Raw genomic sequence first — 20,718 nt, forward strand, 5'->3', positions numbered from 1 at the left:
CAGGGCTCCATGGCGACGCCTCCTCTCACCGGTGCCGAGATCCGCTCCGCATACCTGGAGTTCTTCCGGGAGCGCGGGCACACCGTCGTGCCATCTGCATCCCTCATTCCGACGGATCCATCGTTGCTTCTCACCGTCGCCGGGATGGTCCCCTTCAAGCCTTACCTGCTCGGTGACGAACCGGCCCCCTACCGCCGGGCCGTCACCTCACAGAAGTGCATCCGGACTGTCGACATCGACATCGTCGGCACCACCGCCCGGCACATGTCGTTCTTCGAGATGTTGGGGAACTTCTCGTTCGGGGACTACTTCAAGGAGAAGGCCATCCCCTGGTCGTATGAGTTCTCCACAGAGGTCCTCGGGCTGGATCCGGATCGGCTCTGGTTCACGGTCCACGAGAGCGACGACGAGGCGGCCGAGATCTGGATCGACGGTGTCGGAGTTCCTGCAGAGCGCGTGCAGCGCCGCGATCGCGACAACTTCTGGCAGATGGGGGTGGCCGGACCTGCCGGGCCCTCATCGGAGCTGTTCTACGACCGCGGGACCCAGTTCGGTCCCGATGGCGGGCCGATCGTCGACGAGGAACGCTTCATGGAGTACTGGAACCTGGTGTTCATGCAGTACGTCCAGGACGAGCCGTATCGGGTGGTCGGCGACCTGCCTGCCCGGAGCATCGACACCGGGTCTGGCCTGGAGCGGGTGGCGGTGATCGTCCAGGACGCCCCCAATGCTTTCGCCACCGATCTGGTGAGACCGGTCCTGGCGGCCGGAGAAGCAGCCACCGGCAGGCGGTACGGCGACGATCCGTCGGCCGACGTCGGGCTGCGCATCCTCGCCGACCACGGGCGAGCCATCACCTTCCTCATCGGCGACGGAGTGGTGCCTGCCAACGAGGGTCGCGGCTACGTGCTGCGGCGCCTGTTGCGACGCGCCGTGCGCCACGCCTGGCAGCTGGGTGCCGAGGAGGCGGTGACGCCGCGCCTGGTGGATGCCACCGTGGATGTGATGGGCGACGCCTACCCGACCCTGAGGCAGGGCCGTGACGGCATCGTCGAGACCGCAGAACGCGAGGAGCAGCGGTTCCGGAGGACCCTCGAGTCCGGCCACACCCTGTTGTCCGCGGAGCTGGGAGTCCTCGGCGAGGGTGCGGTTCTTCCGGGGACGACCGCCTTCAAGCTCCACGACACCTACGGGTTCCCGGTGGAGCTCACCGAGGAGATCGCTGCCGAGCTCGGGTTGACGGTCGATCGGACAGGCTTCGATGCCGAGATGGAGCAGCAGCGGACCAGGGGGCGAGCCGCCCGGGCAAAGGGCTCCGCAGGGGAGTCAACGGGTGCGTACAAGGACCTGCTCGACGCCCACGGCCCGACCGGGTTTCGTGGATATGAGCTGCTGGAGACCGAAGCCTCCCTGCTCGCCATCCTGCGCGACGGCGAGCCGGTCGACTCCGCTCCCGAGGGCGCCGACGTCGAGGTGTTCTTCGATGCCACCCCCTTCTACGGGGAGTCTGGTGGGCAGGTGGGGGACACCGGGACCGCCACCACGGCGACGGGCAGGCTCCGGGTGACCGACACCAGGCTTCCACTGCCCGGCCTGCACGGTCATCGCGCTCGGGTGGAGCGGGGGAGTGTCGAGGTGGGCCAACAGGCGCTCCTCTCGGTCGATGCGGGGCGCAGGGAGCGCATTCGCAAGAGCCACACCGGCACCCACATCCTGCACTGGGCGTTGCGCGAGATCGTGGGTCCCCATGTGCATCAGGCGGGATCCCTCGTGGAGCCGGGGCGCCTGCGCTTCGACTTCTCCCACTTCGCCGCACTCGACGAGGAAGAGGTGCTCGCCGTCGAGCGCATCGCCAACGAACGGGTCATAGAGAACGGGGCCGTGAAGTCCTATCAGGTGTCCCGGGCCGAGGCCGAGGAGCTGGGGGCCCTGGCATTCTTCGGCGACAAGTACGGGGACCAGGTGCGCGTGGTGGAGGCGGGTTCGTACTCGCGCGAGCTGTGCGGCGGGACCCATGTTCCCACCACGGGCCAGATCGGGCCTCTGGTGGTGCGCGCCGAGTCCTCGATCGGTTCCAACCTTCGCAGGATCGAGGCCCTCGCCGGGTCGGCCGCCTACGAGTACATGACCGGCCTGCGTCGTCAACTCGATGAGGCGGCGTCGCACCTACGGGTTCGGCCAGATGAGGTGGCGGGTGCGGCCGCGGCAGTCGTGGCCCGCTCCAAGGCGCAGGAGGATCGCATCGAGGAGTTCGAACAGGAGAGCCGGTCCCGCATCGCCGCCGAGATCGCTGCCGGAGCGGTCGACCGGGCCGGGCGGAGCCTGGTCGTGGTCGAGACTGGGAGTCTCGATCCCGAGGCGCTACGTCTGCTGGCACTTCAGGTGCGCGATCGGATGGGCACCGGGGTGGCGGTTCTCGGATCGAGGCGCGACGGCAAGGCCGGCCTGGTTGCGATCGTGTCGCCCGATCTGGTGAAGTCCGGAATCTCCGCCGCCGAGATCCTGCTGCCGGCGGCTCGGGCGGTCGGTGGCGGCGGGAGTCGCGATCCGGAGCTGGCACAGGCCGGCGGTCCGCACGGTGATCGGTTGGGAGACGCCTTGGAAGAGGCGCGCCGTGGCGCCGTCGCCGCGTTGGAGGCGTGACGGTGGGCCGGGTGCTGGCACTCGATCCCGGCGAACGGCGGGTCGGTGTGGCGGTGAGCGACCCCTTGCACATGATCGCCCAGCCGGTGGGAACGATCGACCCCAAGAAGGACCTGGAGGGTTCGGTTCAGAACCTGATCACCCAGTGGGAGGTGGAGAGGGTGATCGTCGGGCTTCCCGTGAGGCTCGATGGTGGAGAGGGCGCTGCCGCCGAGGGCGCCCGGCGGTTCGCCGATGTCGTCGCCGCCGCCTGCTCGATCCCGGTCGAGATGTACGACGAGCGCTTCAGCACGGTGGTGGCCGAGCGGGTGATGATCGAGGGTGGTGCCCGGCGCCGAGTCCGTCGGGAGCGGCGCGACTCCGTGGCCGCCGCCGTGTTCCTGCAGGGGTGGCTCGATCGGGATCGGCGATGAGCCTCGAACTCGAGAGGTATCGACCGCCTCCTCGTCCCGGCCGGTCACGAGCGATCAGGGCGCTGACTGCCATGGCGATCACAGCCGTCTCGTTGCTCGCCGCCTACGCCGGGGTGAAGTGGCTGGCGGCGGAGGTGAGTGATCTGATCGCCGGACCTTCGGTTTCCACCGTGGCTCCGGGAATCCCCGTCGAGTTCGAGGTGGAGCCCGGCGCCAGTGCATCGCAGATAGCGCGCGACCTGGCGGCTGCTGGTGTCGTCGAGTCGGCCTCGGCGTTCGATCGCGTGGTGCGGGAGCAGCGGGCCGCCGATCGCCTTCAGGCGGGCGTCTATCAGTTGGAGACGGGGATGGCGCCGACGGCCGTCCTGGCCCTCCTCATGGAAGGACCTCCTCGGTCCTTCTACCTGCTCACCGTGGTCGAGGGGCTCACCACGGCGCAGATGCTCGAATCGGTTTCCCGCCAGACGGACATCCCCTTCGAAGACCTCACCCGGGTGTTGCTCGACGGGACCGTGACCAGCAGCCTGATGCCGGGAGACGCGACCGCGTTGCAGGACTGGGAAGGTCTCCTCTTCCCCGACACCTACGAGTTCGCTGCGGATGCGACCGCCGCCGACATCCTCGACCGGATGGCGCGCACCGCCGAGCAGAGGGTCGCATCGATCGATTGGAGTGCGCTGGAGGCAGCCGGCTACACCCCTTATGAGGGGTTGATCATCGCCTCCGTGATCGAGCGCGAGGCGGTTCTCGACGACGATCGGCCGCTGGTGGCAGGCGTCATCATGAATCGCCTCGAGGCGGGCATGAAGCTGCAGATGGACGCCACCGTCGTCTATGCACTGGGCGGGCTGCCGCCCGGCGGCTTGACCCTGGCCGACCTCGAGGTCGACTCGCCGTACAACACCTATCGGATCTCCGGCTTGCCTCCGACTCCCATCGCCGGGGTGGGGCCGGCTTCGCTGGCCGCTGCGGCCTCGCCGGCGGAGACCGACCATCTCTACTTCCTGGTGGCCGACGACACCGGAGCGCTGCGCTTCACCGCCGACTTCGACGAGTTCATTCGCTGGCAGCAGGAAGGCGTCGGCGGGTGACCTCGGGAACGAGGGTGGTCGGGGGTCCGGCCGGCATCCGCCTGGCGCTCCTCGGCGATCCGGTGGGCCACTCGCGCTCTCCTGCCATTCACTCCGCGGCGCTCGCCGCTCGCGGCGTCGCCGGGCGGTACGAGGCCAGGCGTGTCGACGAGGCCGGCCTGCTGGCGGCGTTCGAGGAGATCCGATCCGGCGAACTCGATGGGGCAAATGTGACCACCCCTCACAAGGCTCGAGCAGCAACCGCCTGCGATCATCTCTCCCCCGAGGCTCGGGCGGCCGGTGCGGTCAACACGGTTGCAGCCACCGGCGAAGTGTTGTTCGGCTGGAACACGGACGCCGTCGCCGCCGGGGAGATGGTGGCGACCCTTCCCGAAGCGCCGATCCTGGTCCTGGGCGCAGGACCGGCCGCCGCCGCAGTCCTCGTCGGAGTCGACGACCACCAGCGGATCGTGTCGGCGCGCCGACGCTCTGCCGCCCAGGCGCTCGCCGATCGCCTGCCAGGGCCCATCGCCGTGGTCGAGTGGGGAGCTCCGCCACTCGAACCGGTGGTCCTGGTCAACGCCACCAGGATCGGGATGGTGCCCGGAGAAGGCGCCTCGCTGCCCCTCGATGGTGTTCGTGGGGTGATCGACCTGCCGTACGGCGACACGCCCACCGATCTGGTGAAGGCGGCAGGCGCCGCCGGGATCCCTTTCAGGGACGGGGTCGATTTCCTGGTGGCCCAGGCGGCGGCGGCGTTCGAGATCTGGACCGGTGTGGTCGCTCCGCGCGCCGTCATGCATGCCGCCGCCACTGGCACCTGATCGCTCAAGCCCGCTGACATTGCTGCCGAAATCCACCGTGATGGGCTGATCGCGGCCCCGGAGGAATCGTGGCAGAGAGCCGTCCACTCGGATCGGTGCTGGTCGACTCGGGCATGGTGTCCGACGAGGACATGGACCGCGCCCGCGGGATTCAGGCCGAGTCCGGCGAGGCGCTGACCGAGGTCCTCGTCGATGAGGGCATCGTCGAGGAGATCGAGCTGGTACGCGCCCTGGCGCGCCACATCGGCGTCGAGTTCATCAACCTTGCCGAGAGCAACATCGATCCGGCGGCCGCCGCCCTGATCCCCGACACGCTGGCGCGTCGCTACGCGGTGATCCCGGTCGCATTCGAGGGCGAATCCCTGGTGGTCGCCATGGTCGATCCGGGCAACGTGCTCGTGCTCGACGACGTAAGGGCGATCACCGGGCGCCGGATCATCCCCAGGATCGCCACCCGCGCCGACATCGTCGATGCCATCCGGCGCCTCAGCAGGTACGACGAGTCGGTGGCCGATCTTGCCGAGCAGGTCGGCGACGATCTCACCGAGGAGGACATCGGCACCATTCAGGCGGCGGTCGACGAGGCCCCGATCGTGAAGCTGGTGAACACCCTGATCACTCGCGCGGTGAACGAACGCGCCTCCGACCTCCACATCGAACCCGGTGAGCGCGACCTGCGGGTGCGCTTCCGCATCGACGGCGTGCTCCACGAGGTGATGACCACCCCGCGGTCGGTATCCGGCGCCGTGGTGAGCAGGCTGAAGATCATGGCCGATCTCGACATCGCCGAACGCCGCGTCCCTCAGGACGGCAGGGTGAGCCTTCGCGTCGGCGGCCGTCCCATCGACCTGCGGGTGGCCACGCTGCCTTCGATCTATGGAGAGAAGGTGGTGCTGCGAATCCTGGACAAGGACGACGCCATCCTCGGCCTCCCCGAGCTCGGGTTCCTGCCCCGCTCCCTGGAGCGGTTCTCCAAGTCGTACACCCGTCCCTACGGGGCGATCCTGGTCACCGGCCCCACCGGTTCGGGAAAGACGACGACGCTCTACGCCACGCTCGACATCCTCAACCGCCCCGAGGTGAACATCATCACGGTCGAGGACCCGATCGAGTATCGGCTCCCCGGGATCACGCAGGTCCAGGTCCATCGCAAGGCGGGCCTGCAGTTCGCCACGGTTCTCAGGGCGATCCTGCGAAGCGACCCCGACATCGTGCTCGTGGGCGAGGTCCGGGACACCGAGACCGCCAAGATCGCCGTCGAAGCAGCCCTCACCGGGCACCTCGTGCTCTCCACCCTGCACACCAACGATGCGGCGTCGTCGATCGGTCGGCTGATCGAGATGGGCGTCGAGCCGTACCTGGTCGCCTCGGCCATCGACTCCATCCTCGCCCAGCGGCTCGCCCGGCGACTCTGCGACCGCTGCAAGGAGCCGCGGCAGGCTTCGGCCGAGATGATCGGTGAGATGGGCCTCGACCCCGCCGACGGACCGGTGACCATCCACTTTGCCACCGGTTGCAAGATGTGCGCCGACACCGGATACCGCGGCCGGGTGGCGATCAACGAGGTGCTGCTGGTTACCGAGGAGATCGAGCGCATGGCAGTGGAACGCCGCCCATCCAACGAGGTGAAGATGGTCGCCGTGGAGCAGGGGATGTCGACTCTGCGAGCCGACGGGATGGAGAAGGTCCGCCTCGGGATGACCACCCTCGAAGAGGTCCTGAGGGTGGTGGTGTGATGGAGGCTCCGGTGACCGTCCGTCAGCTCGGCCAGGCCCTGGTCGATAGGTCGGTGCTCACTCCCGAAGAGTTCGAGGCCGCCCTGCTCGCTGCACAGACCGCCGGCGTGCCCGCCGCGGTGCATCTGATCGAGTCGGGGCGGGTGAGCCGTCCGGAGGCTCTGGCCGCGGTCGCCTCCCGCCTGGGGATAGAGTTCGTCGACCTCGACGACGCCGTTCCCGAACAGATGGCACTGCAGCGACTGTCACGCGAGGCGGCCCGTGCCGAGATGGCCCTGCCGCTTCGGATCGACGCCGGATCCCTGGTCATCGCCACCGACGATCCCCTCGACCTCGGCCGAAGGGAGCGCCTCACGCGGGCGGCGCGCAGCGACGTCACCCTGGCGCTCGCCTCGCGTTCGACACTGGTGAGGGCGATCGAGGCCGCATACGAGCCAGGCAGGCAGCCGGTCATTGCCGCCGCTCCGCCCGGACCCGCCCCCGAGAGCGCCACGCGGGTCGAATCCGGGTATCACGTGAACGACCTGCTGGCGGAACTGATCGACCAGGGCGGCTCCGACCTTCACCTTGCTGCCGGTTCGCCGCCCCAGATTCGGATCAATGGGGACCTGCAGCCGGTCGGTGACTACGAGAGGCTGCTCCCGGCGCAGATCCGTTCGCTCACCTACGCCATCCTCTCGGGGAAGCAGCGCGAGACTTTCGAGGAGAACCTGGAGCTCGACTTCTCACATCCGGTCCCCGGGAAGGGACGCTTCCGGGTCAACCTGTTCCATCAGAGGGGCTCCGTCGGAGCGGTGATGCGAGCCATTCCCAGCAGCATCCCCACGATCGAGGATCTGGGGCTGCCTCCGGTGGTGCGAGATCTGTCCGACATGCGCCGGGGCCTGGTGCTGGTGACCGGAATCACCGGATCCGGGAAGTCGACGACGCTCGCCGCCATGCTCGACGCCATCAACTCGTCCCGAGCGGCGCACATCATGACCGTCGAGGACCCGATCGAGTTCATGCACCACCACAAGATGTCGCTGGTCAACCAGCGCGAGCTCGGCGGCGACACCCGAACCTTCGCCGAGGCCCTGCGCCGCGCACTCCGGCAGGACCCGGATGTGATCCTGGTCGGTGAGATGCGCGACTTGGAGACCATGGCGACCGCCCTCACCGCCGCCGAGACCGGCCACCTTGTCCTGGCAACGCTGCACACCAAGGACGCCCCCGGTTCGGTGGAGCGGATCGTCGACGTGTTCCCGCCCCACCAGCAGCAGCAGATCAGGGTGCAGCTGGCGGAGAGCCTTCAGGGTGTGATCAGCCAGCAGCTGCTCCCGACGGCCGATGCCAAGGGACGGGTGGCGGCGGTCGAGATCCTGGTCGGCATCCCGGCGGTGCGGAACCTGATCCGGGAGGGCAAGGGCCATCAACTGCGCAGCGTGATGCAGACCGGTGGCAAGCACGGCATGCAGACCATGGACGCCGATCTGGCGCGGCTGGTCCGCTCCGGAAAGGTCGATCCGACCGTCGCCACGAACCGGGCCTACAACCCGGATGAGTTCACCAACCTCCTGGGAGGCAAGACGCGATGACCACCACCACGTTCGAGTACCGCGCCCGCGATCGCCGCGGCACCGTCCACTCCGGAGCGGTCGAGGGATCGTCCTCGGCGGCGGTCGCCAGCAGCCTGCGCGAGAAGGGTCTGGTTCCCCTCAAGATCGCCGAACGGCGCGACTCGGCTCTCCAGAAGGAGATCTCGATCCCCGGGTTCCGCAAGAAGGTGAAGCCGAAGGAAGTGGCCATCTTCAGCCGACAGCTGGCGACGATGGTCAACTCCGGGCTCACCCTGATCCGGGCCCTCTCCATCCTCGAGGAGCAGACCGACAGCCAGTTGCTCGCCGGCATCATCGGCGATGTCCGCGGCCAGGTGGAGCGGGGAAGCTCGCTGTCCGTGGCGTTGGAATCTCATCCCCAGGTCTTCAACCACCTCTACGTCTCCATGATCCGCGCCGGCGAGGTCGGTGGTGCCCTCGACGAGACCCTGGTGCGAATCGCCGACACCCTCGAGGCTGCGGTGCGCCTGCGCTCCAAGGTGAAGTCGGCGATGGCCTACCCCGTGGTGGTGCTGGTGCTGATCGTGCTGATCGTCGCCGGGATGATGCTGTTCGTGGTGCCCATCTTCGAGAACATGTACGCCGATCTGGGCGGCTCGCTGCCACTGCCCACCCAGGTGCTGATCGGGATCTCGGGGATACTCACCACCTTCTGGTGGGTGTTCGTGGCCCTGACCGCGGGTGCCGTGTTCCTGTTCCGGCGGTGGAAGGCGACCCCCGAGGGGCGCTATGCATGGGACAAGCTGAAGCTGAGGCTTCCCATCTTCGGGAAGGTGGTGCAGAAGATCGCCATCAGCCGCTTCGCCCGGACCTTCTCCGTGCTCAGCCGCACGGGAGTGCCCGTGCTCCAGGCACTGGACATCGTGTCGGTCACCTCGGGCAACGCCCTCGTGGGTCGCGCCATCGACGAGGTCAAGCTCTCGGTGAAGCGAGGCGAGTCGCTGGCCGGCCCACTGCAGCGCCATGACGTCTTCTCGCCGATGGTGGTCCACATGATGGCGGTGGGCGAGGAGACCGGGGCAATCGACACCATGCTCTCCAAGGTCGCCGACTTCTACGACCAGGAGGTCGACGACACGGTGAGCGCCCTGACCTCGCTCATCGAGCCGCTGCTCATCGTCGTGATGGGTGTGGTCGTGGGCGGGATCCTCATCTCCCTCTACCTCCCGATGTTCAACATCGCCAACCTGATCCAGAGCTGATCCGGGTTCGCCGATCGCCGTCGGAGCTGGGGTTCGGGCGCGCCTGCGGAACCCTGTCGAGGACTAGTCACCTCGTTCCACGAGATGACACCCGCTTCCGTCAGAAGTGCCTCAAGTGGCGGCCACGGTCGCGCCGATGAATGGGGGAGTCCAGCCAACCGGCTGGCGAACCGAGATCCAGGAGGTTCTCACAATGCTGAAGACCATTCGTCGGGCCATGCGCCGCGACGAGGGGTTCACGCTCATCGAGCTCATGGTCGTGGTGATGATCATTGCAGTCCTCATCGCCATCGCCATTCCGTCGTTCCTCGGGTTCCGTAGCTCGGCCCAGGATCGTTCGGCACAGAGCGAAGTGCGCAACGTGCTCCTCGCCGAGAAGGCCTACTGGCTGGACAACGGCGACTACACCGAGACGGCGGCCAACATCACCGCGTTCGAGCCGAACGCAGTGATCAACGCCAGCCCGGCTCTCGGCGTGTACCTCGACCTAAACGCGGCGAGCGCAGACGTCGTCTGCATCACCCGCCAGTCCGACTCGGGGAACTTCTTCTCCGTGTGGGAGAGCGCCACGGCCGGCACGTTCTACGGGGCGACCGACCTCAGCGCCGCAGCCTGCCCGGCTGCTGCACCTGACGCTTACGCCCAGGGCGGCTGGTAAGACCCCTGCGGGCGCCTGATCGGCGTCCCAGGTCCCACGGTCGGTCACATGATCGGTCGTATCCAGGGGGCGGGAAATCCCGCCCCCTGGTCGCGTCCTGACCCGGTTAGCCTCCGACGGCGGTTCACCCGAGGAGGGTCATGATCATTTGGGGAGCGGCCTTCGCCGGGCTCCTGATCGGCAGCTACGTGAACGTGGTCGCCCACCGCGTTCCGCTCGGCAAGGGCGTGGTGCGGTCGCGCTCCGAGTGTCCGGAGTGCGGCCACGAGATCGCTGCCGGCGACAACATCCCTCTGGTCTCGTTCCTACTGCTCCGGGGCCGCTGCCGGCACTGCGGGAAGCCGATATCGCTGCGGTACCCGGCCGTCGAGGCAGGCACCGCGATCGCGTTCGGCCTCGTCGCCTGGCTCATTGGGCCGTCGTGGGTGCTTCCCGCCTATCTGTGGGCAACCGCAGTCGTCGTCGCCCTGGTGGTCACCGACCTGACCCACCGTCGCATCCCCAACCGGATCCTGTACCCCGGCGTGGCAGTGGGCACGGCTCTACTCGCCGCCGGCGCCGCGCTGGAGGGGGAGATCGGCGCCCTGGGCCGGGCGTTGATCGGTGGCGGCGCCTACTTCGGAGGTCTGCTGCTACTGGCGATAGCGGCACGAGGAGGCTTCGGGTTCGGCGATGTCAAGCTGGCGTTCCTCCTCGGCGAGTTCACGGCCTATCGGTCTTGGGGCGCGCTGCTCACTGCGGTCATGGGCGGGTTCGCGGTCGGAGGGCTGATCGGAATCCTGCTGCTCCTGGCGCGACGCGTGGGCAGGAAGGACGTGATCGCCTTCGGCCCGGCGATGACCCTGGGCGCCGCCATCGGGCTCGGGTTCGGTGAGGCTATCTCCTCCTGGTATCTGGGCCTGTGAGCCCTTGGTTTGTGGGTGGCGGCCAGAGCATGGCGCGCAGCGCGCAAGAGTGATTCGCCTTCTGCGCAGCGGTGCTTGGTGATGGGGTGGCAGCCCGTTAGCCTGTGATCACATGGGCGTAACTACACGCCTGTGAGACAGCGAGGAGCCGTGATGGTTCCCATCGAAACCATCTGGAGAGCTGCCCCATGTCGGTGACGGTCGGGCTCGACATCGGGTCGGAGGCGGTGCGCGCCGCAGTGGTGGAGACCGCCAAGTCGGGCGCAGTGCTGAGGCGCTTCGCCGAGATGCCGTTGCCCCCGGGCGCCGTTCGGGCAGGAGACATCGCCGACGAGGACGCCGTGACCGAGGTCGTGGCCGCACTCTGGAAGCGAAACCGGTTGCCGCGCAAGCGCGTGGTCGTCGGCATCGGCAACCAGCGCGTGATCGTCCGCCAGGTGGAGGTCACCCACCTGGAGGAGGACGAGATGGCGGATGCCCTTCCCTTCCAGGTTCAGGACGCCATTCCCATTCCCGTAGAGGACGCCGTCCTGGACTTCGTGCCCCTCGAGGAGTACACCACTCCCGAGGGCGACCTGATGATGTCCATCCTCGTAGTGGCCGCCCAGCGGGACATGGTCGAAGGCCTGGTGCGAGTGGCCACCGGTGCCGGTCTCGGCGTGCTGGCCATCGATCTCCAGGCGTTCGGCTTGGTCCGAGCCGCATTCGGCACCGACCTGCTCGAAGGCGGCGACGGACCACAGGCGCTGCTCGACATCGGGGCGTCGATGTCCCAGGTGGCGATAGTGCGCGGTGGGATCACCCGTTTCGTGCGGATCCTTCCGACCGGCGGGGAGCACTTCACCGAGACCTTGATGACCGGCATGTCACTCAGTCGCGAGGACGCAGAGGCGATGAAGCGGCGTGTCGGAGTCGTCCCGGAAGGTGCGGTTGCAGGGGATGACGAAGAGTCGCTGGCCCGGCGCATCCTCACCCGGACGGCGGACGCCCTGATCGACGAGATCCAGGGTTCCATCAACTACTACCTGACGCAGGCGGGGGAGCACGCCCTGGAGCGTCTGGTGATCTCGGGAAACGGCGCACGCCTTCCGCACCTGGCCAACCGTCTGGGACGCACACTGGCCACGCGGGTGGAGCCGGTGCGGGTACTGGACCAGGTGGCCGTGGGCAGGCTGCAGATGACCGAGGCCGACCTGCTCGCCCTGCAGCCCGTCCTTCCCGCCGCCGTCGGGCTCGCCCTGTGGGGCTCCTTCGTGGTGCCGCCTACGAACCGATTCGCCCATGTCGCCTAGGAGCATGCCGTGAGGCCGATCAACCTGCTGCCGCCCGAGGTCGCAAGGGAGAGGTCCCGTCGCCGCAAGGTGGCCCTCGGCGTGGTGGCGTTCTTGGCCTATCTGGTGCTGCTCGGCGTGGGCGTCTTCTACTGGAGCGGAAAGGTGTCGACTGCCGCCGAGGAGCGCGACGCCCAACTGGTGATCAATCGAGACCTGGAGCGGCGTGTCGCCGCTCTCGGCGAGAGTGCTCAGATCCAACAGGACTTCGAGGCCCGGGCCACGTTGGTCCGCACCGCCCTGGAGGTGGACGTCGACTGGGGGATCCTGCTCAACGACCTTGCCCGTCTGATCCCGCCGAGGGTGTGGGTGGAGACCTTCAACGGTCGTGTGGAGGCTTCGACCATCCCGGGACTGCTCGGCCAGGTGTCGTTCAGCGGCGTCGGCTTTTCGTTCCCGGACGTGTCCGAGTGGCTGCGATCGCTGGACTCGACCGAGTTCGCCGGCCTCACCGCAGGATGGGTGAGCACGGTGTCGCAGGGCGTCATCGGTGAGGAGGAGGTCGTCACCTTCTCATCGACGGCGGTGCTGACCGATCGGGCGGCCTCGGACCGAGCCGATAGCCTGATCCCGGAGGTGCCGTGATGAAGCGCAACCTCCTGCTCGCCGTGCTCGGCGTACTCCTCATCACGGTGCTGTGGTGGATGTTCCTCATCAGCCCCCGCAACGGCGAGATCGCCGATCTGGAGCGCGAGACGTTCGCGGCGGTGGACACCGAACAGAGGCTGCGGGTGCAGATCGTGCAGTTGGAGGAGATCAGCGAGAGCGAGGACGAGTACGTCGAGGCGCTCGACTCGCTAGCCGCATTGATTCCCACCGAGCCGGAACTGGACGAGTTCATCGAGGACATCGATGCCCTCGCCCAGGCGACCAGCGTCGACCTGCTGACCCTGGCGCCGTCAACCCCTGCGGCACCGGTGTCCGAGACCAGCACCCTTCGCGACATCCTGGTGTCCTGCGAGATCGAGGGGGAGTTCTTCGAGATCCTCGGGTTCCTCTTCGGGCTCACCGACATGGAGCGCCTGGTGCGCGTCGATGCGGTGTCGCTGTCTTCGAGTGAGTCCGAGACGGGTGCGATCATCATCTCGGCGGGTCTCGAGCTTCGCCTCTTCACGCTCAGCGGCTTGATCCCCGCCGAAGGTGCGGAGGGGGCTGCCTCCGCCCCCGAGCCCGATGACGGGGGAGGCGACACACCATGACCGGGGCGAAGCGGACTGCGGTCTCGATCGTCGTCGCCACGGCACTGGTCGCCACCGCACTGGCATCGATGTGGCTGATGGCCTCGGCCGGTGTCTTCTCCAGTGGCCAATCGCAACTGCCCAGTTCACCGGCGGGGGCTGGCCCCCTGGTGACCTCGGCGCTCGGTGGATTCCAAGTGGACGACGACTACCCGGTGGGACAGCCACGGGACCCGTTCCAGCCCCTGATCACTACCCCACCACCCGATGAGACCTCGACGACCTCGGCCGGTGGCACGACGACGACCTCGGCGGGAGGCACGACGACGACCTCGGCCGGTGGCACGACGACGACTTCGGCGGGAGGCACGACCACCACCACCGGGGACCAGCCCTCGGGAGTGAGGGTGACGCTCTGGGAGATCAGGAGCGAACAATCGGGACTGGTCGCCGTGGTCGAGGTGGACGGTGTCAGCCACACGGTCGAGGTCGGGGACACCTTCGCCACCGATTTCAAGGTGGTGAGTCTCACCAGCAACGCCGGGGTCTTCACCTACAAGGGCAACGCCTTCACCCTGGCCGTGGGGCAGAGCATCCTCAAGTAGCGTCCCTCGGCATCGGTACCATCGGCGCCGATGCTGAGGTTCCTGACTGCAGGCGAATCGCACGGCCCGGGGCTGGTGGCCATCGTGGAGGGCCTTCCCTCCGGCCTGACCGTCACCGCCGAGATGCTGTCGGCCGAGCTCGAACGGCGGCGGCAGGGACACGGCCGCTCACGGCGCATGGCCCTGGAGCGGGACGATCTCGAGATCCTGGGCGGCGTTCGCTTCGGGCGTACCACCGGCGCACCGGTTGCGGTGTCGGTGCGAAACACCGAATGGCCACGCTGGCAGGAAGAGATGAGCCCTGCGCCCGGCGAGACTTCGCGGCCGTTGACCGCACCTCGGCCGGGTCATGCCGACCTTGCGGGAATGCTCAAGTACGCAACCCACGACGCCCGCGACGTCCTGGAGCGGGCGTCGGCTCGAGAGACTGCGGCTCGCACAGTCGTCGGGAGGCTGGCCAAGGAGTTGCTGGCGACCGTGGGCGTCGTGGTCATCAGCCATGTGGTCGCCATCGGAGACGCCACCTCGGGGGGGAATCGCCCGGGTCCCGAAGACGGGGAGGCGGTCGATGCCTCACCGGTCCGCTGCCTCGACCCGGCCGGGACCGAGGCCATGGTGGCCGCCATCGACCGGGCGCGGGAGGCACGCGACACCGTCGGCGGTGTGTTCGAGGTGATGGCCTACGGCGTGCCGGCCGGACTGGGCAGCCATGTCCACTGGGACCGGAGGCTGGATGCGACCCTTGCCGGGGCGGTGATGTCGATCCCCGGCGTGAAGGCGGTGGAGATCGGCGACGGGTTCACGCAGGCCACACTGTCGGGTTCGGCGGCACATGACGAGATCGAGTTCGGTCCCGGCGGGTGGGACCGCAGCAGTGACCGGGCTGGAGGCATCGAGGGCGGCATCTCGACCGGCCAGCCGCTCCGGCTGCGAGCCGCCATGAAACCGCTGGCGACCCTGATGAAACCGCTGCGCACGGTGGATGTGGTGTCCAAGGAACCTGCCGAGGCGATCCGGGAGCGGTCCGACGTGTGTTCGGTACCCGCTGCAGCCGTGGTCGCCGAACAGATGGTGGCCTGGGTGCTGGCATCGGAGGCGCTGCGGGTGTTCGGCGGCGACACCGTGACCGCCTTCGTCTACGGAGCCGAGGCGCACACCGTACGGCTGGCCGGATTCTGAGTGGCCACGCTCTGGCTGGTCGGGATGATGGGTGTGGGCAAGAGCACGGTGGGCCCGATCGTCGCCGAAACTCTTGGGAGGGAGTTCGTCGACACCGACGAAGAGGTCGAGCATCGATCCGGGATGTCGGTGGCCGAGTGGGTACGGCACGACCTGGCCGGTTTCAGGTCCCTCGAAGACGAGGTCGTCGAGGAGCTGGCCGGCGGGCCGCTGGCGGTGGCGTGCGGCGGCGGTGTCATCCTGTCCGGGAAGTCGCGGCGGCTCATGAGGAGGAGCGGCATGGTGGTCTGGCTGGTGGCGCCACTCGATGTGCTGGTGGCCCGGCTCGGGAGCGCCGAGGACCGACCACTGCTCACCGACGACCCAGCCGTCCGACTGAGACGGATTCTCGGCGAGCGCCGACGGCTGTATCGGCGGGCGGCGCACGCCGAGGTCGATGCGACCGGCACCGCGGAGGTCGTGGCAGGGGAGGTGGTGGCGGCATGGAACGCCTTCCGGTAGTCGGCGGCAAGGTCCTCTTCGGGCGTCGTCCGGATGCCGGCGAGCTGTTCGGCGACCTCATCCCGCGAAGGGTCGCCTTCCTCACCCAGCCGGGCCCACCGGCGGCCCATGCAGCCCGGCTCGCCGAAGCGGCCAGGGTTCTGGGGGCGGAGTCTCTTGTGCTGCCGGTGCCCGACGGCGAGGCGGCGAAGAGCCTGGAAGTCGCCGCCAGGGTGATAGATCGATTCGAAGAGGCGGGGTTCGAGCGCGCCGACATGGTGGTGGCGGTAGGGGGAGGAGCGGTCACGGACTTCGGGGGCTTCGTCGCCGGCATCTATCTGCGTGGCGTTCGATGTGGGCTGGTTCCGACGACGCTGCTGGGGGCGATCGATGCCGCCATCGGGGGCAAGGTGGCGGTGAACGCCCGCGGCAAGAACCGTATAGGACTGTTCCGGCAACCCGAGGTCGTGATCGTCGATCTGGACGTCCTCGACCAGTTGCCGGTCCACTTGGTGCGCCACGGGCTGGCAGAGGCCCTGAAGGTGGGCCTGGTGGCCGATCCGGGCCTGGTCGACATGGTCGGGGCGGCGCTTCCGGGTGGCTCCCTCGAGGGCATCGTGAGGGCTGCCATCACCGCCAAGACTGCGATCGTGGAGAGCGATCCGCTGGAGGGGGGCCGGCGCGAGATCCTCAACTTCGGGCACACGATCGGCCACGCCGTCGAGACGGTGAGCGGACTGCCCCATGGCGAGGCCGTTGCTCTGGGAATGGTCGCCGAGGCGTACGCCTCGGCGGCGGTCGCCGGCTTCTCCGATGCCGAGGCGGTGCGGGGGATGGTCGCAGCTCTCGGCCTGCCGGTGGAGGCTCCGGACATTGCCCCCTCTGCCCTCGATGACGCCCTCGGACTCGACAAGAAGCGGCGAGGTGCCGAGACACGAATGGTGCTCCTCGAGGCGATCGGGCGACCGCGGGTCGGCGTGGTGGGCGACGCTACCGTACGGGCCGCCCTGGCCGCCATCGGAATCGGAGGACGAAGCCCGTGAACCACGGATCGCGTATCGAGGCGCTGCGCACGACCCTCGACTCCCCACTCCTGGTGTCCCGGCTGCCCAACCTCAGGTACCTGACCGGCTTCACCGGGAGCAACGGTTATCTGCTGCTCGACCCGGCCGGATCCGACACCTTCGTCACCGACGGGCGCTATGGCGAGATGGCAGAAGGCCTGGTCGCCGCCCTCCCCGGCGTTGAGCTGGTCGTGTACACGTCGGGCATGTGGGATGTCCTGCGCCGTCTGGCGACCGCGGCGGGATCGGTTGCACTGGAGGAGGGTGGGGTCACCTGGGAGTTCGCCGACCAGTTCGCCTCCGAAACCGGTGTCCAACCCGGCAGGGCGGGCGGCGCGGTGGAGGAGTTGCGGCGCACCAAGTCGGCCGAGGAGATCGCGGCCCTTGGTGAGGCTGCGGCCGCCGGTGACTCCGCCTTCGCCATCATCGGCAGGCTGGCCGCCGGGGCCGATTCAGAGGTGGCACTGGGATGGGCGTTGATCGACGAGATGCGTGCCCGGGGAGCGGATGCAGCCGGGTGGGAGGCGATCGTCGCCGCAGGCGCGGGCGCTTCGATCCCGCACTACCGCTCGGGACGAGCCTCTGTGGGCCGAGGCCTGCTGCTTCTCGACTACGGGTGTGTGGTCGATGGCTACCACTCCGACATGTCGCGAACCGTCTGGTTGGAGGGCGAGCCCGACCATCAGATCGTCCAGATCCACGGAGCCGTGCTGGAGGCCCAGGAGGCGGGGCTGGCCGCCATCGCCGCCGGTGTCTCCTGTGGCGATGTCGACGAAGCGGCGCGCGCCGTGCTGCGGGCGCATGGATACGAGGAGCACTTTCTGCACAGCACCGGACACGGGGTGGGGCTCGAGATCCACGAGGCGCCGTGGGTACGGCGCGGCAACGACGATCTCCTGCGCGAGGGCGACGTCGTCACGGTCGAGCCCGGCGTGTACCTTCCAGGTGTGGGAGGTGTTCGGATCGAGGACATGGCCGTGGTCACCGCCGGTGGCTGCGAGGTCCTCACCCGATCCCCGAAGGGCCTGACCCTCTGATGGTCTCCACCAACGATGTGCGCCCGGGCATGACGCTCGACCTGGACGACGGCATCTTCCAGATCGTTCAGTACGAGCACGTCAAGCCGGGCAAGGGCAAGGCCTTCGTGCGCATGCGCCTCAAGAACCTGATCACCGGGGCGGTGGTCGATCGGACATTTCGAGCCGACGAGTCGGTGCAGCAGGCGATCGTCGAACGACGGGCTCATCAGTTCCTCTTCCGCGACGACACCGGATTCCACTTCATGGACGGCGAGGAGTTCACGCAGCTCACCATGTCGGAGAGCGACGTGGGCGATGCGGCCTGGTATCTGATCGAGGGCGAGACGGTCCACCTCGCCCTGTACGGTGGGGGGCCGATCGGAATCGACCTCCCCGTGTCGGTCGAACTCGCCGTCGTGGAGGCGGAGCCCGGGGTCAAGGGGGATCGATCCTCGGCCGGGACCAAGCCGGCGACCGTGGAGACCGGGCTGGTGGTGCAGGTACCCCTGTTCGTGGAGAAGGGCGATCGCATCAAGGTGGACACCCGGTCCGGGTCGTACATGACTCGGGTCTCATGAAACCGGGGGAGGCCCGGGATGACGCCCTCGCCGCCCTCTACGAAGCCGACCAGCGCCACACCGACCCCGACCTGGGCACCTTGAGCCGGAGGGCAAGCGAGATGGTCGCCGGGGTGTGGGAGTGCCGCGATGCCCTCGACGCCGAGATCGCCGAGGTCGCCGCCGGATGGCGCGTCGAGCGGATGCCTCCGATCGACCGCAACATCCTTCGCCTCGGCCTCTGGGAGCTCCGCAATCGGCCGCACACGCCGGTGCCGGTCGTGATCTCAGAGGCGGTCCGGCTCGCCCGCCGCTTCTCGACCGGCCGCTCCGCCGGCTTCGTCAACGGAGTGCTGTCCCGACTCGCCTCGACCGAGGAGGAGTAGGTGGAGACGTTCGTGAGGGTTCCGGGCCGTAGCGCCGAGGACGCCCTGCGCTACGCATCCGGGCTCGGAGGCGAGTTCGGGCTGGCGGTGCCTGTCGGTCTCATCATGGGGGTGGGGCCGCTCGTGGTGCGTGCCCTGGCGGAACACGGCCCGGTCCTGGTCGAGGTGCCGATTTCCGGGCCCGGGCCCGAAGTCTCCGAGGCCGTGCGCAGACTGGGTCGTCTCGGTGCCGCCTGGGTCGTCGTCGACGCGTCGTCGGGAGTCGAGGCGGTCAGTTCCGGAGTCGCCGCCGCCGCCGGTGTCGGGGTGCGGGTGGCTGCGGCCACACTGCAACCTTCGATCGACGACGCGGCATCACTGAGGCTCTTTGGGGGATCGCGTGGAAGCGTGGTATCCCGGTTGTCTCGGGCCGCAGTGGGGGTTGGAGCCGTTGGCGTGATGTGCACCCTCTCCGATCTCGGCGTGGTGGCGGGCCTCGAGGCATTCCGTTTCGCCTTCGTGGGCTCGCGCGACGAGTTGGAGGAGGCCGGGCGACGGGGCGCCGATGCGGCCCTGGTGACCGACCCAGGAATCGCGGCGGGATTGATAGAGTGACCGGACCCACTGGAGGAGTGGAGTGACAGACCCGCCGGCACTATCGCCCGAGCAACGAGCCGTCGCACTGGAGCGTGCCGCCGAGGCCAGGCGGGTACGTGCCGAGGTCCGACGGGCGCTGGGCAGCGGTGAGACCGGTCTTGCGGAGGTCCTCGAGCAGGCACACGACGACCTCATCGGGGGGATCAAGGTGAAGGCACTCCTCACGGCCCTGCCCGGTCTGGGAAAGGTGAAGTCGCGCCGACTGATGGAGCAGCTGGGAATATCCGAGAATCGCCGGCTGCGTGGACTCGGGATCAGGCAGAAGCGGGCTCTGCTCGACGCCCTGGGCTGATCAGCCTTCCTCTTCGGGTCGAGCCCAGGCCGGCAGCGTGTCGAACGAGAACCCGTTGGCCGCTTCCCACGCCCGGACCTTGGCCGGCGTGACGCCTGACCGCGACGGCGGACGCCCATAGGCGGCGAGCCGGCACTCGACGAGGGACCTGCCTCCCTCGATCGCTGCCATCACCGTCCCGTGGCCGGCGACGATGACCGGGAAGCCGTCGCACACCGCGACCGAGATGTCCGAGGTCGGCCCGACGGCGAAGTCGGTGCCCCGGGCACGCGAGGGAAGCAGGCGGCGCGGCGAGAGCATGCAGCGCGGCTGGATCGGTGGCGGCGAGGCCACGGTTGACAAGACCGCATCGGCGACTGCTTCCGCCGGCGCATGGGTGGAGTCGACGATGAGGTCGTAGTTGCGCCAGTCGTCGCGCACCACCCCGTAGAGCGCCAGGTAGCGGCGAGCCTCGACCCGCTCCCGTGTCTTTCCCTTCTCCCGAGCGGCGTCGATCGAGTCGTGGTGCTCGTCGTGGCGTCCGGCCCCGTAGACGCGGCGGGCACCCTCGGCGGCATCGACCACGATGAAGACCTTGAAGGAATCGGGCACGAAGAACCATGCCATGCGCGAGTCGATGACCAGTGGACGCGGGTCGTCGGCCAGGCGGCGCAGGTGGCCGTCCACCTCGTCGTCGACCTCGGGGTGACCGCGGGCGTACTCGTTTAGTTCGAGGACGGTCATCCCCAACCGGTCGGCCAGGCGGCGGAACACGCCACCCGTCGAGAAGAGGTCCATGCCGGTGCGGTCGGCGATGATGCGCGCCACCGTGGACTTGCCGCTTCCGACGTGCCCGGCGATGGAGATCATCCGTTGCTGCGGCGTGGAGGGGGCGGTCACGGGACCTCTGTCGGCTGGGCGAGCCAGGCTACCAGCGTCCCCTGCGCATCCCGGTGGCAGAAG

Annotated in this window: 22 protein-coding genes; 21 read left to right on the top strand and 1 reads right to left on the bottom strand. The window is 68.5% G+C overall.

Annotation, left to right across the window (positions count from 1 at the left end):
- Positions 1–9 precede the first annotated feature (9 nt).
- The 21 genes from alaS to mihF all read left to right on the top strand — a co-directional run bounded on the left by alaS (position 10) and on the right by mihF (position 19,776).
- The gene (gene alaS, locus QY307_00705) at positions 10–2,643 is read left to right on the top strand and encodes an alanine--tRNA ligase (protein WKZ82806.1); all 2,634 of its coding nucleotides are present in this window, start codon (positions 10–12) and stop codon (positions 2,641–2,643) included.
- Positions 2,640–3,056, top strand: coding sequence for a Holliday junction resolvase RuvX (gene ruvX / locus QY307_00710; GenBank protein WKZ82807.1), 417 nt, complete (start codon positions 2,640–2,642; stop codon positions 3,054–3,056). Before alaS ends, ruvX begins: the two co-directional genes overlap by 4 nt.
- Positions 3,053–4,147, top strand: a complete 1,095-nt coding sequence (mltG, locus tag QY307_00715; GenBank protein WKZ82808.1) for an endolytic transglycosylase MltG — start codon at positions 3,053–3,055, stop codon at positions 4,145–4,147. The genes ruvX and mltG overlap by 4 nt, the downstream gene beginning before the upstream one ends.
- Positions 4,144–4,950, top strand: a complete 807-nt coding sequence (aroE, locus tag QY307_00720; protein WKZ82809.1) for a shikimate dehydrogenase — start codon at positions 4,144–4,146, stop codon at positions 4,948–4,950. Before mltG ends, aroE begins: the two co-directional genes overlap by 4 nt.
- Before the next feature lie 113 nt (positions 4,951–5,063).
- A complete protein-coding gene (locus tag QY307_00725; GenBank protein ID WKZ83803.1) occupies positions 5,064–6,686 on the top strand; it encodes an ATPase, T2SS/T4P/T4SS family in 1,623 nt (540 codons plus the stop codon).
- Between the two features lie 11 nt (positions 6,687–6,697).
- Positions 6,698–8,263, top strand: a complete 1,566-nt coding sequence (locus QY307_00730; GenBank protein WKZ82810.1) for a PilT/PilU family type 4a pilus ATPase — start codon at positions 6,698–6,700, stop codon at positions 8,261–8,263.
- Positions 8,260–9,486, top strand: coding sequence for a type II secretion system F family protein (locus QY307_00735; GenBank protein WKZ82811.1), 1,227 nt, complete (start codon positions 8,260–8,262; stop codon positions 9,484–9,486). Before QY307_00730 ends, QY307_00735 begins: the two co-directional genes overlap by 4 nt.
- A gap of 193 nt (positions 9,487–9,679) precedes the next feature.
- Positions 9,680–10,144, top strand: a complete 465-nt coding sequence (locus tag QY307_00740) for a type II secretion system protein (GenBank protein ID WKZ82812.1) — start codon at positions 9,680–9,682, stop codon at positions 10,142–10,144.
- A gap of 140 nt (positions 10,145–10,284) precedes the next feature.
- Positions 10,285–11,049, top strand: coding sequence for a prepilin peptidase (locus QY307_00745; GenBank protein ID WKZ82813.1), 765 nt, complete (start codon positions 10,285–10,287; stop codon positions 11,047–11,049).
- 188 nt (positions 11,050–11,237) lie between these two features.
- Positions 11,238–12,341, top strand: coding sequence for a type IV pilus assembly protein PilM (pilM, locus tag QY307_00750; protein ID WKZ82814.1), 1,104 nt, complete (start codon positions 11,238–11,240; stop codon positions 12,339–12,341).
- 9 nt (positions 12,342–12,350) lie between these two features.
- Positions 12,351–12,965 (top strand): PilN domain-containing protein, encoded by a 615-nt coding sequence (locus tag QY307_00755; protein ID WKZ82815.1) that lies wholly within the window; start codon positions 12,351–12,353, stop codon positions 12,963–12,965.
- On the top strand, positions 12,965–13,579 hold the full coding sequence (gene pilO, locus QY307_00760; protein WKZ82816.1) for a type 4a pilus biogenesis protein PilO: 615 nt from the start codon (positions 12,965–12,967) through the stop codon (positions 13,577–13,579). Before QY307_00755 ends, pilO begins: the two co-directional genes overlap by 1 nt.
- Positions 13,576–14,163 (top strand): hypothetical protein, encoded by a 588-nt coding sequence (locus QY307_00765; protein WKZ82817.1) that lies wholly within the window; start codon positions 13,576–13,578, stop codon positions 14,161–14,163. The genes pilO and QY307_00765 overlap by 4 nt, the downstream gene beginning before the upstream one ends.
- Before the next feature lie 30 nt (positions 14,164–14,193).
- Entirely contained in the window at positions 14,194–15,342 is a 1,149-nt protein-coding gene (gene aroC, locus QY307_00770) for a chorismate synthase (GenBank protein WKZ82818.1), read from the top strand.
- Complete coding sequence (locus QY307_00775; GenBank protein WKZ82819.1) at positions 15,343–15,843, top strand: shikimate kinase; 501 nt, start codon at positions 15,343–15,345, stop codon at positions 15,841–15,843.
- Entirely contained in the window at positions 15,825–16,865 is a 1,041-nt protein-coding gene (locus QY307_00780; GenBank protein ID WKZ82820.1) for a 3-dehydroquinate synthase family protein, read from the top strand. The genes QY307_00775 and QY307_00780 overlap by 19 nt, the downstream gene beginning before the upstream one ends.
- A complete protein-coding gene (locus QY307_00785; protein WKZ82821.1) occupies positions 16,862–17,923 on the top strand; it encodes an aminopeptidase P family protein in 1,062 nt (353 codons plus the stop codon). The genes QY307_00780 and QY307_00785 overlap by 4 nt, the downstream gene beginning before the upstream one ends.
- Entirely contained in the window at positions 17,923–18,483 is a 561-nt protein-coding gene (gene efp / locus QY307_00790; protein ID WKZ82822.1) for an elongation factor P, read from the top strand. The genes QY307_00785 and efp overlap by 1 nt, the downstream gene beginning before the upstream one ends.
- Positions 18,480–18,848, top strand: coding sequence for a transcription antitermination factor NusB (gene nusB / locus QY307_00795; GenBank protein WKZ82823.1), 369 nt, complete (start codon positions 18,480–18,482; stop codon positions 18,846–18,848). The genes efp and nusB overlap by 4 nt, the downstream gene beginning before the upstream one ends.
- Positions 18,849–19,442, top strand: coding sequence for a hypothetical protein (locus QY307_00800; GenBank protein ID WKZ82824.1), 594 nt, complete (start codon positions 18,849–18,851; stop codon positions 19,440–19,442).
- Between the two features lie 22 nt (positions 19,443–19,464).
- The gene (mihF, locus tag QY307_00805) at positions 19,465–19,776 is read left to right on the top strand and encodes an integration host factor, actinobacterial type (GenBank protein ID WKZ82825.1); all 312 of its coding nucleotides are present in this window, start codon (positions 19,465–19,467) and stop codon (positions 19,774–19,776) included.
- Here the strand turns inward: mihF and QY307_00810 are convergent, their stop codons facing one another.
- Positions 19,777–20,655, bottom strand: a complete 879-nt coding sequence (locus QY307_00810; GenBank protein ID WKZ82826.1) for a cytidylate kinase family protein — start codon at positions 20,653–20,655, stop codon at positions 19,777–19,779. It abuts the gene before it with no gap.
- Between the last annotated feature and the right edge of the window lie 63 nt (positions 20,656–20,718).

Source organism: Acidimicrobiia bacterium (assembly GCA_030584185.1).
GTDB lineage: Bacteria > Actinomycetota > Acidimicrobiia > Spongiisociales > UBA11373.

What these genes read in the sequence shown, in the direction of transcription:
- alaS (WKZ82806.1), top strand. Translation starts at nt 10, where the DNA reads ATGGCGACGCCTCCTCTCACCGGTGCCGAGATCCGCTCCGCATACCTG.
- mltG (WKZ82808.1), top strand. Translation starts at nt 3,053, where the DNA reads ATGAGCCTCGAACTCGAGAGGTATCGACCGCCTCCTCGTCCCGGCCGG.
- QY307_00725 (WKZ83803.1), top strand. Translation starts at nt 5,064, where the DNA reads ATGGTGTCCGACGAGGACATGGACCGCGCCCGCGGGATTCAGGCCGAG.
- QY307_00735 (WKZ82811.1), top strand. Translation starts at nt 8,260, where the DNA reads ATGACCACCACCACGTTCGAGTACCGCGCCCGCGATCGCCGCGGCACC.
- QY307_00740 (WKZ82812.1), top strand. Translation starts at nt 9,680, where the DNA reads ATGCTGAAGACCATTCGTCGGGCCATGCGCCGCGACGAGGGGTTCACG.
- QY307_00745 (WKZ82813.1), top strand. Translation starts at nt 10,285, where the DNA reads ATGATCATTTGGGGAGCGGCCTTCGCCGGGCTCCTGATCGGCAGCTAC.
- pilM (WKZ82814.1), top strand. Translation starts at nt 11,238, where the DNA reads ATGTCGGTGACGGTCGGGCTCGACATCGGGTCGGAGGCGGTGCGCGCC.
- pilO (WKZ82816.1), top strand. Translation starts at nt 12,965, where the DNA reads ATGAAGCGCAACCTCCTGCTCGCCGTGCTCGGCGTACTCCTCATCACG.
- QY307_00765 (WKZ82817.1), top strand. Translation starts at nt 13,576, where the DNA reads ATGACCGGGGCGAAGCGGACTGCGGTCTCGATCGTCGTCGCCACGGCA.
- aroC (WKZ82818.1), top strand. Translation starts at nt 14,194, where the DNA reads ATGCTGAGGTTCCTGACTGCAGGCGAATCGCACGGCCCGGGGCTGGTG.
- QY307_00780 (WKZ82820.1), top strand. Translation starts at nt 15,825, where the DNA reads ATGGAACGCCTTCCGGTAGTCGGCGGCAAGGTCCTCTTCGGGCGTCGT.
- efp (WKZ82822.1), top strand. Translation starts at nt 17,923, where the DNA reads ATGGTCTCCACCAACGATGTGCGCCCGGGCATGACGCTCGACCTGGAC.
- nusB (WKZ82823.1), top strand. Translation starts at nt 18,480, where the DNA reads ATGAAACCGGGGGAGGCCCGGGATGACGCCCTCGCCGCCCTCTACGAA.